7 protein-coding genes, 3 pseudogenes and 1 riboswitch are annotated in these 13,510 nt (G+C 45.6%); of the genes and pseudogenes, 6 read left to right on the top strand and 4 right to left on the bottom strand.

Translation table 11 applies throughout. From position 1 onward, the window contains the following. Positions 1 to 96: 96 nt before the first annotated feature. Positions 97 to 2,625, bottom strand: a pseudogene (locus AC0L66_RS04155) (glycosyl hydrolase family 18 protein). A 324-nt stretch (positions 2,626 to 2,949) separates the two neighbouring features. Continuing rightward, positions 2,950 to 3,049: riboswitch (TPP riboswitch) on the top strand. Positions 3,050 to 3,112: 63 nt separating this feature from the next. Between AC0L66_RS04155 and thiD the strand changes: the two are divergent. The 6 genes and pseudogenes from thiD (at position 3,113) to AC0L66_RS04125 (ending at position 9,128) form a co-directional block, all read left to right on the top strand. Continuing rightward, complete coding sequence (gene thiD / locus AC0L66_RS04150) at positions 3,113 to 3,931, top strand: bifunctional hydroxymethylpyrimidine kinase/phosphomethylpyrimidine kinase (protein ID WP_473568458.1); 819 nt, start codon at positions 3,113 to 3,115, stop codon at positions 3,929 to 3,931. Between the two features lie 14 nt (positions 3,932 to 3,945). Next, positions 3,946 to 4,698 carry an ABC transporter ATP-binding protein gene (locus AC0L66_RS04145; RefSeq protein WP_473568457.1) on the top strand — a complete coding sequence of 251 codons (753 nt, stop codon included), beginning with the start codon at positions 3,946 to 3,948 and terminating at the stop codon, positions 4,696 to 4,698. An 85-nt stretch (positions 4,699 to 4,783) separates the two neighbouring features. Further along, positions 4,784 to 5,508, top strand: a pseudogene (locus AC0L66_RS04140) (ABC transporter permease); the annotation flags it as partial. Positions 5,509 to 5,526: 18 nt separating this feature from the next. Beyond that, on the top strand, positions 5,527 to 6,474 hold the full coding sequence (locus tag AC0L66_RS04135) for an ABC transporter substrate-binding protein (RefSeq protein WP_473568455.1): 948 nt from the start codon (positions 5,527 to 5,529) through the stop codon (positions 6,472 to 6,474). Between the two features lie 106 nt (positions 6,475 to 6,580). Then, positions 6,581 to 7,243, top strand: a complete 663-nt coding sequence (tenA, locus tag AC0L66_RS04130; RefSeq protein ID WP_473568454.1) for a thiaminase II — start codon at positions 6,581 to 6,583, stop codon at positions 7,241 to 7,243. Between the two features lie 332 nt (positions 7,244 to 7,575). Further along, positions 7,576 to 9,128 (top strand): annotated as a pseudogene (locus AC0L66_RS04125) (alanine/glycine:cation symporter family protein). A gap of 106 nt (positions 9,129 to 9,234) precedes the next feature. Here AC0L66_RS04125 and AC0L66_RS04120 read toward each other — a convergent pair. From AC0L66_RS04120 to guaB, 3 genes are all read right to left on the bottom strand, one after another. Then, positions 9,235 to 9,888: an acetate uptake transporter gene (locus AC0L66_RS04120; RefSeq protein WP_265676133.1), complete on the bottom strand. Its 654-nt coding sequence runs from the start codon at positions 9,886 to 9,888 to the stop codon at positions 9,235 to 9,237. Between the two features lie 318 nt (positions 9,889 to 10,206). Beyond that, entirely contained in the window at positions 10,207 to 11,760 is a 1,554-nt protein-coding gene (guaA, locus tag AC0L66_RS04115; RefSeq protein WP_265676065.1) for a glutamine-hydrolyzing GMP synthase, read from the bottom strand. 116 nt (positions 11,761 to 11,876) lie between these two features. Then, complete coding sequence (gene guaB / locus AC0L66_RS04110) at positions 11,877 to 13,340, bottom strand: IMP dehydrogenase (RefSeq protein WP_473568453.1); 1,464 nt, start codon at positions 13,338 to 13,340, stop codon at positions 11,877 to 11,879. Between the last annotated feature and the right edge of the window lie 170 nt (positions 13,341 to 13,510).

Genomic DNA, 13,510 nt, shown 5'->3' with positions numbered 1-13,510 from the left:
AAATACTACTCATAATTAAACACTACTGATAAAAAGAAAGGAGACCAAATCGGTCTCCTATAGCATTATCATTTACTAAACATGATCAACGCATCATTATTGACAAAGCCCTAGAGATGTCCAAACACCCCATTCACCTGACTTTTCAGGGTCGTCACCTTGCGTCCACCATTTCGCTTGGTAATTCTGTCCGTTGTAGACCACTTGATCGCCACCGTTATACACCGCACCAGAGTCCCATGTATTTGGACAAGCAGTACCACCGCCATTATCCGCTATCACCTTAACGACATGAGTGGCTGTGGATGTCAATGATCCATCACTCACACTAAGTGTGAATTGATAGTTAGTATCAACGGCTACACTGGGAGCGGTAAAGCTTAGAGTGCTATCTTGACTCGTGATGTTAAGATCTGCCTAGCTTGCCAAGAATACGTTAAAGGGTCGTTGTCAGCATCACTTGAACCCGATGCATCCAATACAACCTGATCATTCACAGCGGCAGTAGTCGGCCCTGATATTTGAGCGATAGGCGCCGTATTTAGTGGTGGCGAATTTTTAGGCGTTACGGTCACCGTCACGGTATCAGAATTAACAGCGCCTTCGTTATCCGTTACCGTTAATGTAAACCCATAACTCGTCACCTGCGTGACTTCAGGAACATCAAAATTGAGTGTCGCGCTATTTTCACCTAGCTAAGACTAGCGGGCTACCCGACGTCTGAACCCAAGCATAACTGGTAATACTCCCATCGCTGTCGGTTGAGTTTGCACCACTAAGCGAAACCGATACGCAAGCCCCTCAACTTGTTGATCAACACCTAAGCATTCGCAACAGGTGCGCGATTACTTGGTGTTCCACCAGCTAACCCTTCATGCATAGCATTAAGAATATCGCCATTATCAGCATCTATCTCCCAGGAAAATAAACCTGCGAGACCTAGACTGCGAACATATGCGCCTTTGGCTTTCACGGAGCGATCATCATCAAACGTGATCAACTCTCCCGTCGTTTGGTTCCAAACATAGGCCGCTTCCGCCTGTGCATCATACCCGTACTCATAGCCATTAATTCCAGTATTGTTTGCGCCTAACATGAAAGACTTAATACCTTTATAATCAATCACGCCAGCTTCCCAAACACCTTGTGCAGTAGTCCCGGTCAGCTTTCCTGTTGCTGTTCCGGTCATCGGGTCCGAAGGATCGGTAAGCGTATCTGGCGTCACCCCTTCCCAACCACGACCATACATTGCAGCTCCCAGCACTAGCTTACTGGCTGGCACACCTTGTGCTAACAGCAACTGAATACCATTGTCAGCGGTATAAGCAGGGCCTTTATAGGGCACACCTTCGGGATCCACTCCGCTGCCATCACATTGTCCTGCTGTCATAAAGTTACCGCAATAAAGAGCAGCTTGATGACCAGGAACATTGTTCCAACCACCGTAAAAGTCGTACGTCATAGCGAAGATATAATCCATATACGGAATCGCATCAGCGTAATTCACGTCTTCAATTTTATCGTGACCAACACCAATGGCCGACGTCAGCTCATAAACACGTCCATATTCCACTTCAAGCTCATCCAGCATGGCTCTGAGCTCTCTCATGAGTGCCACATAGGCAGGGCCATCCTTAAGTGGATCGCCTAAATCAGCCGCGGCGCCATCACCACCGGGGTATTCCCAGTCGATATCAACACCATCATAAAACTTCCACGTTTTCAAAAAGCGTTTTACCGACGCGACAAACGTATCTCGATTCACTTTATCGTCGAAGCTGTAGAAGGGATCAGAAAGTGTCCAGCCACCAATTGAAGGAATAATTTTTAGCTCTGGATTGCGCTGTTTGAGCGCCATCATCATCGCGTAGTTACCTTTGATCGGAGTGTTGTAATCGTGTCCCGCTTGACCAAAGCTTTTCTGATAAGCCGCCCATGGGTCATGAATGACAACTTCATAATCAGGCACACCACTACAAGCGGTTTTCAGAGCGTTAAAGCTACTCCCCCTACCGATTTTACGGACTCGTTGGGACCACAAATCGGAATAAAGCCATATAAGATATGGGTTAAATTATCAGCAGGAATATTGTCAACGGTATAACCTCGACCATAAATTCCCCACTCAACAAAGTACGTACCAACTACGGTACTCGGGTCAGTATTAAATGATTGGTTATTAGGATCGATGTTCATGGTAAGTGGCGCTAAATGCGATCCGTCCGTATCTGCCACCACTAATTCCATCTCAGCACTTTTACTACAACCGCTAGCATCACATGCTTCTATTGCCATTTGATATCGGCCACCTTGGGCATAAGGGAAAGTGGCCGTCGTTTGACTGCCTGTTATAGGGCCTGTGGCAACATTCACACCATCAAAGTACACATTGTAGGTATCACCCGTCGTGCCACTCCACTGATTAAAGGTGATCTTAATCTCAGCAAGCTCGTTATATTGCACCATCTGGTTGTAACCAGACGTGGTCTCCATTGCTAACTGAATCTTAGAAAACTGAAGGTTATTTGACCCCCAGAGATCGATAGAAGGTGTCGCTGGCGCAGCCCAAGAAGCACTGCTTACGGCAAGCGCTAAGGCTGAAGCGCCTAATACGATACTATTCATTATTGTCTTCTCTATTCCCTGAAAAAATAAAATCTGCCCAAAAGTTGGCCTTCTCGGCATCGAGGTTAGTATTGGAAATAGAGATAATTTTATGATTAAAAATTAAGCAACTCTCGAGTGATAGCTCATAAAAAAGCAACTTGCAGCACGTTTTTTCATCCGCAACTTTATCCTCTGCACAAAAAATAACCAGTCATAGCCAATTAAAAACAACCCTGTTTTTAAATCGAGTCTTTTCCAATAACTACGCCAACATGTTGATCCATGCTTGAGAGTGAGGCTTTATTACTGGAAAAAAATACTCGCTTGTATAACAATGTCCTTTCTCATTAGTCGGGGAGCATTACTGCTGAGATCACCATAGGTGAGACCCGTTGAACCTGATTCAGTTAACACTGACGTAGGGAACTGATCGACATTGCTCACCATGCAGTTAATCTGCAACTGTGGCCGTGCGCTCGCTCCTACGTTGGCGAGGAGCACTATAATGGCAAACCCTTCGAACACGACCCCTATTGTTCTGACTATCGCTGGCTCTGACTCAGGAGGTGGTGCAGGTATTCAAGCAGACATTAAATCCATTTCCGCCACTGGTGGCTACGCCTGTTCAGTCATTACCGCGCTGACCGCGCAAAACACACAAGGTGTCTCAGGCATCTTGGGTATCGCCCCTTCATTTGTTGAAGCGCAGCTAGACGCCGTTTTTTCTGATCTTAATGTCATGGCAGTCAAAATTGGCATGCTCGCAGACGCCGATATCATTCGATCCGTCGCCAATAAAATTAAGCAATATCAACCGCCTTATGTTGTGCTGGATCCAGTGATGGTCGCAACAAGTGGTGATCTCCTGCTTGAGTCCAGCGCCATTGATGCGTTGAAAACAGAGCTACTTCCACTGGCAACCATCATCACACCAAACCTGCCAGAAGGCGCGGCTTTGCTAAATTGCGAGATACCGCAAACCGAGGCCGACATGCTCGAGATGATTGAAGCACTTAGAAACCTTAATACTGCAACGATATTGCTCAAAGGCGGACACTTAGAGTCAGAAGCCACTAGCACCGATTTATTCATCACTCGTACCGAGGTATCTCGCTTTGAAACCACACGTATCCACACAAAGAACACGCATGGGACAGGCTGTACACTAAGCTCTGCCATTGCGTCGTTCCTTGCACAAGGTCAAGACCTTCCTGATGCTGTGCAATCCGCCAAACACTACATCACCCAAGCGATATCCCATGCCGATGAACTTTCCATTGGTCACGGTCACGGTCCTGTTCACCATTTCTTTGCGCTTAATTAATACCGATGCCCGCCATGATAGACATTAAATTGAGTCAGGCTTCTCTTACCTACGTCGGAGACGAGCAACCGATTTTCTCAAACCTAAACGTGCATTTTAAATCCGGCACTTGCACCGCCATCTTAGGTCCAAGTGGTTGTGGTAAGAGTACATTGCTTCGCTATGTGGCTGGATTACTAAAAGACAACGTCCATTTTAGCGGACAACTCACATCGTCACCGGAAATCGAGATAGAGCAGTCAATCGCGTATATGGCGCAGCAAGATCTATTGATGCCGTGGCTCAATGTCATCGATAACGTCTGCTTTGCCTCTAAGCTACGTGGCGAAAAAGTCACGTATGCCATCACTGAGCAAGCACTAAATTTACTCGATAAGGTGGGCCTAAAAAATAAAGCCTACCAACCCGTCAGCGAGTTATCTGGAGGACAGAAGCAACGCATCGCGCTCGCTCGGACACTGATGCAAGACAAACCCGTCGTTTTAATGGACGAACCTTTTTCAGCACTAGATGCCGTTACCCGGCACAAGCTACAAAACTTAGCGGCCTCCCTTCTCGCTGAGAAAACGATCCTATTAATCACCCATGATCCACAAGAAGCATTAAGGCTTGGTCATCAAATTGTGGTGATGAACGGCACGCCTGCAACATTGCATCCCATCGTCCCCCCACCCAATGCTGTACCTAGAGACATTGATGCTCAGTTTGCCTCTATCCAACAGCAAATTTTGAAACTATTGGAGGTAGACGATGACACTGCTCAATAAATTGACCGCCTCTTCTCAATTTAATGCTGAGACGACTGGCAATCGGTCATCATTCGTTAAATCAGCGCCAGTTGATTCGTTAACTCGCATCTTCATAAGTGCCTTAGTGATCTTGGCTATCTGGAAAGCGATTGTCGTGTTATTCAATATGCCGAGCTTTATTCTTCCGTCACCAGAAGATGTCGCCTCCAAGCTAATCAGTCGACACGATATTTTGCTAAAACATACTTGGGTCACGGCAAAAGAAATTCTACTTGGTCTATTGCTAGGGCTGAGTATGGGATTGTTCTTTGCGTTGCAAATGCTGTTTTTTAAACCCATCAAGCGCTGGCTTTTACCGATTCTAATTGCCAGCCAAGCTATCCCTGTTTTTGCGCTCGCACCTATATTAATGCTTTGGTTAGGCTATGGCATTGCATCAAAAGTGGTGATGGCGGCACTCATTATTTTTTTCCCGTCACAACATGTTGTTACGACGGACTGCGTTCGACCCCAACAGGCTATCTGGACCTGTCACAAACCATGGGAGCGAGTCGCTGGCAACAGCTATGGCGAGTTCGCCTACCCGCTTCTCTCCCTGTCTTAGCTTCTGGTATTCGTGTCGCGGTAGTTATCGCTCCAATTGGCGCGGTGGCTGGTGAATGGGTGGGGTCCAGTGAAGGGTTGGGTTACCTCATGCTACAGACCAATGCTCGAATGCTCATCGATGAAATGTTTGCAGCACTCTTTATTCTAGCGGCCTTATCGGTGTCTTTGTATTTCATCACTGACACACTACTAAAGCGCTTTATCCCTTGGGACAACAAATAATAATCAAAAGGAAGATTCATGATATCTACGTTTAAAAAAGGCTCTGCAGCTCTGCTTGCTATGGCGATAGCTTTACCATCACAAGCCACTGAAAAAGAGCTGACTTTGATGCTCGACTGGTTCGTTAACCCAAATCACGGACCGATTGTGATCGCGAATGAAAAAGGCTACTTCAAGGAACAAGGGCTAAAGGTCAATATCCAAGAGCCCGCCGACCCTAGCACACCAGCAAAGCTTGTTGCTGCCAATAAAGTCGATATTGCCGTCTCTTACCAGACCAGTCTTACCATTGATGTTGCGGCAGGCCTGCCGTTAATCCGCAGTGCCACACTCATCGCGACACCGTTAAATACCATGATGGTCATTGATAATGGCAAAATTAACACCCTTGCAGATCTAAAAGGTAAAAAGATCGGCATTGCGATTGCTGGCAATGAAGAAGCGACCATCGGTACCATGTTGCAATCACAAGGCGTTGATTTCAAAGACGTGAAAATCATTAACGTCGGCTGGGCACTATCCTCATCTCTAGCATCAGGCCAGGTCGATGCAATCTGGGGTGGACTGCGCAACTTTGAAACCAATCAGCTCGAACTTGAAGGATTTAAAGCCAAAGCGTTCTTTCCTGAGGAACATGGCGTGCCGACTTACGAAGAGTTGGTATTTGTCGCCAATGCCAACAACTACGATAAAGCTGCGCTTGCTAAGTTTAACCGTGCAATAGAAAAAGCCACGACCTACATTGTGAATCACCCACAAGACTCTTGGAATGAGTTTGTCGCCTATGCGCCAGACACGCTAAACAATGAGCTAAATAAACGAGCATGGCGCGATACGCTGCCGCGATTCGCGCTTCGTCCATCTGCTATTGATATCAAGAAGTACGACGCGTTTTCAGAATTTATGTATCAACACAAGATTATCCCCACACAACCTAAAGCCGAGACTTTTGTTCCCGTACTTTAATTTTCCTGTCACGCTAGAACTCAGCGCGTTAATTAAAGCGTTGAGTTCTGTGTAGTACCTAACAGCAATGCGACCAATTAATACCTCTATAATGGTAGGACACTCAATGAATCACCAAGATCTTATTCACGCATGCCAAGAAGAATGGCAAGCGTACACGCAGCATGATTTCGTTCAACAACTTGCGAGCGGTACGCTTCACCCAACCGCTTACTTACACTACCTAAAACAAGATTTCCTATTCTTAAAACAATACGCTCGAGCTTATGCTTTAGCGATTTATAAAGCGAAAACTCTGGCCCAAATGCGCGAAGCCGTACCAAGTGTGCTGGCGCTACTCAACAGTGAAATTGCTCATCACGTCACTTATTGTAATCAGTGGGGGATCAGTGAGTCTGATATGGAAGCTGAACAAGAAGACTTTGGCACGGTGGCTTACACGCGCTACGTGTTAGATGCAGGTATGACAGGCGAGTTGGTGGACCTGTACGCCGCTCTCGCACCTTGCTCCATTGGGTACGCTGTGATTGGTGCAGAACGAATCAAACATACAGAGACGACCTTAGAGGGTAATGCATACCGCAGTTGGATCGAAATGTACGCCAACGAAGAGTTTCAATCAGGGGTGACGACAGCGATTCAACGCCTAGATTCTCTGCTCGAAGAAATCGACATCAATAGCCAGCGAGCACAAGAATTAATACACGTATTTAAAACAGCCACTCGGATGGAAATTGCCTTCTGGCAACAAGGTTTAGACGCGGTATAACCCTAAAGGTTGGCTTCTTATGACGCCAACCTTTATCTCGCCCATTACACAGAAATACAAACAAACTGCATCTTTACTCCCTTCTGGTGAAATTTTGTGCTGACCGTCACGGGTTAACATAAATTTTACATCTCCTGTTAACAACGCGGTCACAATTCGTTAGGATGACCTCGCTTGCTTTATAAAATTAAACACTCGCACTTAGATTTTCTCATGCTTTTCGTACAAGCAAGGACGATTGAGACAGTCTATTTCATAACAAGAATATTCAGATCGTAACGCTAACGGCTTTACTTCATAGAATATTCACCCGAGCTTTACAGGGAAGAACTATGCAATCATTTGTTGATCTTTTGAACGGGATTATCTGGAGTCCCGCTCTTATTTATTTATGTCTTGGTGCAGGCCTGTTTTATTCAGTGCTTACCCGCTTCGTACAAATCCGCCATTTCTTTGAGATGTGGCGACTATTATTGTCAGGAAAAAGTTCTGACAAGGGCATCTCATCATTCCAAGCACTCGCTGTTTCGCTGTCTGGGCGAGTGGGTACTGGTAATATTGCAGGTGTTGCGGCAGCCATCGGTTTTGGTGGACCTGGTGCCGTATTTTGGATGTGGGTGGTGGCGTTCTTTGGTGCCGCTACCGCTTATATTGAATCAACCCTTGCTCAAATCTATAAAGAGGAAGATGAAGGCCAGTTCCGTGGTGGGCCAGCCTACTATATTGAAAAAGCGATGGGTCAAAAGTGGTATGCATGGATTTTTGCGATTGCGACTATTTTTGCGTGTGGTGTGTTACTTCCGGGCGTTCAGTCTAACAGCATTGGTAATGCCGTTGAGACCGCATTTGGCATACGTACCTCATGATTGAAACGGCTATCGGTACCTTTAGCTTCGCCAAAATTTTCACCGGCACGGTCATTTCAATCATCCTTGGTTTCATTATCTTTGGTGGCGTGAAGCGTATTGCCAACTTCACTCAAATTGTTGTGCCATTTATGGCGCTGGCCTATATCATCATTGCCTTCGTCATCATTCTTCTAAATATTGGTGAAGTACCTGGCATTGTTAGTATGATCATTGGCGATGCCTTCACACCAATGGCTGGATTTGGTGCCGCGATTGGTTGGGGTGTAAAGCGTGGTGTTTACTCTAACGAAGCGGGCCAAGGTACAGGTCCACACGCTGCGGCAGCAGCTAACGTTGATCACCCAGCTCAACAAGGCCTAGTACAAGCGTTCTCAATTTACATTGATACGTTACTCGTCTGTTCTGCCACGGCATTTATGATCCTAATCACTGACGCTTACAATGTGCACGGTAGCGGTGAAGAAGCCTTCCTGGTGCAAAATCTAGCGGCAACTGTTGGCGCTAATGGCCCTGCGTTTACTCAACTGGCGATTGAAAGCACCATGCCGGGCGTGGGTAAGTTGTTCATTGCATTTGCACTGTTCTTCTTCGCCTTTACAACGATTTTGGCGTATTACTACATTGCCGAAACCAACATTGCTTACATTCGCCGTACCTTTAAAGTAAGTGGGCTGATGTTTGTGTTGAAAATGGTGATCATGGCTTCCGTGTTCTACGGTACAGTGAAGGCCGCCAACCTTGCTTGGGCCATGGGTGATATTGGTGTTGGTCTAATGGCCTGGCTCAATATTGTCGGCATTGTGATCATTTTCTTTATGGGCAAACCCGCGCTGCTGGCACTCAAAGATTATGAATCTCAGCAGAAAAAGGGCGTAAAAGATTACACGTTCAATCCTGTAGCTCTTGGCATTAAAGGGGCACATTATTGGGAAGGAAAGTATCAGCGACGTACTGGCAAAGCTGCGACGTCAGAAAGTGATGCCCCTAAAGACGTGAAGACTCAAACCCAGTCTTGAACATGCGTGAATAGCGATAACTTATCGCTACACTAAAAAGAAAAAGGGGGTAGCATTCGCTACCCCCTTTTATCATCCATCGTTCCCGAAATGAATGAATTCGAATTTATGCTGCTATTTCTTGCGTCGGTGCATCTTGTACAGACGCGACTGACTCAGCTGGTTTTTTCTCACCAATTGGCATTACAGTGCGGCCATACTCATTGTTGATGACTTGCGCCATAGCAAAGTAGATAGCGCTTGCACCACAGAAGATACCTTCGAAACCAGCAATAGTACCGATAAGCTCGCTACCAGTGAAATCACGAGCCGCTAACAAGAAGAACAAAATAGTTAGCGAACCAAATACAACTTGCTTAGCCACTGGGTAGCACAAAGAGCCAATGAACATGAAACCAGTAAAGATACCCCATAACAACAGGTACCAACCCATAAAGCTCGCAGGACTTGCTGGTAGACCCATATATGGCATAACAATCAGACCAACCAGTGTTAACCAAAACAGCCCGTAAGAAGTAAAGGCTGTCGTACCGAAAGTATCACCACGCTTAAAGCACATCATACCCACAAGAACTTGGCTAAGACCGCCATAAAAGATGCCCATCGCAAGAATCATTGAATCGATTGGAAAGAATCCAGCATTATGGATATTCAAAAGAATGGTAGTCATACCAAAACCCATTAGACCTAACGGTGCTGGGTTTGCGAGTTTGTTCGACATGTAAAAGAGCCCTGTTTCAAATTTAGTGACAAAAGTTATAGGAAAATTTTAATCTATTTCTGTGATAAGCAGCAGATCTCTTATCTGCAATCTTAGATTGATAATTTGCAGTTATCATTTGGCACACTCGCATTTCAGCCAGTATTGTTGTGAATTAACTCGCGTAACTTCATTTAATGGTTTGCTTTTACACAACAATCCACGCCCTCCCAAATAATCAAAATATCACTAGCTGATAAGCTAAACACTGCTCACTTTTTTATTTTCAACTTATTCTCAATCTAATGGCTAAGGAATCTCTAAACACTAGGCAAAAAAACCGTACCTAGGCTTGGCTTTTTTCTTACAGTTGAATGATTATTCCCATTCAATTGTTGCAGGTGGTTTACCCGAAATATCGTAAACAACACGTGAAATGCCGCTTACTTCGTTAATAATTCGGTTAGAAACCTTGCCTAAGAAGTCGTATGGAAGATGAGCCCAATGCGCTGTCATAAAATCAATGGTTTCTACAGCACGTAAAGACACAACCCAATCGTATTTACGACCATCGCCCATTACGCCAACAGAACGTACTGGTAGGAATACGGTAAAGGCTTGAGACACTTTGTTATAAAGGTCTGCTGCGTGCAGCTCTTCGATAAAGATCGCATCGGCGCGACGTAGCAAGTCACAGTATTCTTTCTTAATTTCACCAAGAACACGCACACCTAGACCTGGACCTGGGAATGGGTGACGATAAAGCATGTTGTAAGGAAGACCAAGCTCAAGACCGATCTTGCGCACTTCATCTTTAAATAGTTCACGCAACGGTTCTACTAGCCCCATTTCCATATCGTCTGGCAAACCGCCAACGTTATGGTGAGACTTGATCACGTGTGCCTTACCTGTTTTAGAGGCCGCTGATTCGATAACATCTGGATAGATGGTACCTTGCGCCAACCATTTCGCATTCGATAGCTTCTTAGACTCTTCATCGAAGATATCAACGAATACGTGACCAATGATCTTACGCTTGGCTTCTGGATCGCTCTCGCCTTCTAAAGCGGCTAAAAAGCGCTGCTCAGCTTCAACATGAATAATGTTCAGTCCGAACTTGTCACCAAACATCTCCATCACTTGATCCGCTTCGTTTAAACGAAGTAGACCATTATCAACGAATACACAGGTCAGCTTATCACCAATCGCGCGGTGCGCTAGCATGGCTACTACCGATGAATCAACACCACCAGAAAGGCCAAGGATGACTTCATCATCGCCCACTTGCTCTTTAATTCGAGCAACAGCGTCTTCAATGATAGATTCTGAAGTCCAAAGCCCTTCACAACCACAAACGTTAAGAACAAAGTTCTCCAACATTTTTAGGCCATTTTTTGTGTGCGTCACTTCAGGGTGGAATTGAACACCGTAGTATTTTTTGTCTTCGTTTGCCATTGCCGCGTAAGGGCAAGTATCTGTTTGCGCGGTTTTAACAAAGTCAGATGGGATTTCAACAACTTTGTCACCGTGACTCATCCAAACATCTTGAGTGCTTTCAAGATCTTTAAACAGTGCAGACTCGCCAGTTACTTGTACTGCTGCATAGCCAAACTCGCGCTCATCAGAGCCTGCTACTTTGCCACCAAGCTGCTCTGCCATGGTTTGCATGCCGTAGCAAATACCAAATACAGGCACACCTGAATCGAACACATATTGAGGCGCACGCGGTGAGTTAGCTTCGGTCACGCTTTCAGGGCCACCAGAAAGAATAATACCGTCTGGGTTGAACTCGCGGATATCCGCTTCTTCGACATCCCAGCTCCAAAGTTCACAGTAGACACCGATTTCACGAATACGGCGCGCGACAAGTTGAGTATATTGAGAACCGAAATCTAGGATTAGAATTCGCTGGTCATGAATATTTTTCGTCATTTTAGGCAATCTTATAAGCTAAGTGTTGAAAACGGAGGCGAGTTTACTCGCCTCACATCTATGCTTCAAGGAAAAAAGCAAACGTTTACGTAAGAATTATTCTTACCAACGTTGAATTAACCTAAACGGTAGTTCGGTGCTTCTTTAGTAATCTGTACATCGTGTACATGAGATTCGTTTAAGCCCGCACCTGAGATACGTACAAATTCAGCTTTAGTACGCATATCTTCGATCGTTGCAGAGCCTGTAAGCCCCATGCTTGAACGAAGGCCACCCATTTGCTGGTGAACGATCTCTTTAAGGCGACCTTTATAAGCGATACGACCTTCAATACCTTCAGGAACAAGTTTGTCAGCGGCATTGTCAGTTTGGAAGTAACGGTCAGATGAACCTTGAGACATCGCGCCTAAAGAACCCATACCACGGTAAGCTTTGTAAGAACGGCCTTGATAAAGAATCACTTCGCCTGGTGCTTCTTCAGTACCAGCGAACATAGAACCAACCATCACGCAAGATGCGCCAGCCACAATCGCTTTACAGATATCGCCAGAGAAACGAATACCGCCATCAGCAATGACTGGAATACCGTGTTCATTAGCCACCGATGCTGCATCAGCAATCGCGGTAACTTGTGGTACACCTACGCCAGTAACAATACGAGTCGTACAGATTGAACCAGGGCCGATACCGACTTTAACTGCGCTCACACCCGCATCGATCAATGCTTGTGCACCAGCTGCTGTTGCCACGTTACCGCCAATAATTTCTAGATCAGGGTAAAGAGCACGAGTGTCGCGGATGCGTTGAAGTACACCTTCAGAGTGACCGTGTGAAGAATCGATCAGTAGTACGTCAACACCAGCTTCAACTAACGCTTTAACACGCTCTTCGTTGCCTGCACCAGCGCCAACGGCTGCACCTACGCGTAAACGACCTTGTGCATCTTTACATGCGTTAGGCTTACGCTCAGCTTTATGGAAGTCTTTCGCAGTAATCATGCCTATTAGTTGGAACTCATCATTTACGACAAGGACTTTCTCAACACGGGCACGATGCATTTCTTCTTGTACGTCTTCACGTGATGCACCTTCTTTAATCGCGGCTAAGCGCGCTTTAGGTGTCATGACGACTTCAACTTTTTTGCTTAAATCAGTAACAAAACGAACATCACGACCAGTGATGATACCAACAAGCTCGTTTGTTTCTGTTACCACAGGGAAACCAGCAAAGCCATGTTTCTCAGTCAGTGCTTTAACGTCTGCAATGGTTGCTTCAGGGCGAACCGTTACAGGGTTAGTGACCACACCTGCTTCAAAGATTTTAACCAGACGAACTTGCTCAGCTTGTTGTTCGATAGACATGTTTTTATGAACGAAACCAATACCACCTTCTTGCGCTAGCGCAATCGCTAGGCGAGCTTCAGTCACTGTGTCCATGGACGCAGAGATCATCGGAATATTAAGATTGATATTCTTGGTCAACCGAGTGCGAAGATCGGCTGTATTCGGGAGAACGGTGGAGTGTGCTGGAACGAGTAAAACGTCATCGAACGTCAGCGCTTCTTTGGCAATTCTTAGCATTTGCAATATCTCACAACAGAGGAGTTTAAGGAATTAACCCGCCCTTATCGTTTCGCATAATAAGGGGTTTGGGCTAGATATTGCGGTGGGATTATACGCTGCGCGTAATCGCTTGGCTACTCATTTTTCCATTTTTTATTTGCATTATAGGCCTTGATATGTATTATGTT

The organism is Vibrio sp. GJ43-1, assembly GCF_055808835.1.
Note: the sequence above shows the minus strand (reverse complement) of the source record. Positions and strands in the feature narration are given on the sequence as shown.

What these genes read in the sequence shown, in the direction of transcription:
- thiD (WP_473568458.1), top strand. Translation starts at nt 3,113, where the DNA reads ATGGCAAACCCTTCGAACACGACCCCTATTGTTCTGACTATCGCTGGC.
- AC0L66_RS04145 (WP_473568457.1), top strand. Translation starts at nt 3,946, where the DNA reads ATGATAGACATTAAATTGAGTCAGGCTTCTCTTACCTACGTCGGAGAC.
- AC0L66_RS04135 (WP_473568455.1), top strand. Translation starts at nt 5,527, where the DNA reads ATGATATCTACGTTTAAAAAAGGCTCTGCAGCTCTGCTTGCTATGGCG.
- tenA (WP_473568454.1), top strand. Translation starts at nt 6,581, where the DNA reads ATGAATCACCAAGATCTTATTCACGCATGCCAAGAAGAATGGCAAGCG.
- guaA (WP_265676065.1), bottom strand. Translation starts at nt 11,760, where the DNA reads ATGACGAAAAATATTCATGACCAGCGAATTCTAATCCTAGATTTCGGT.
- guaB (WP_473568453.1), bottom strand. Translation starts at nt 13,340, where the DNA reads ATGCTAAGAATTGCCAAAGAAGCGCTGACGTTCGATGACGTTTTACTC.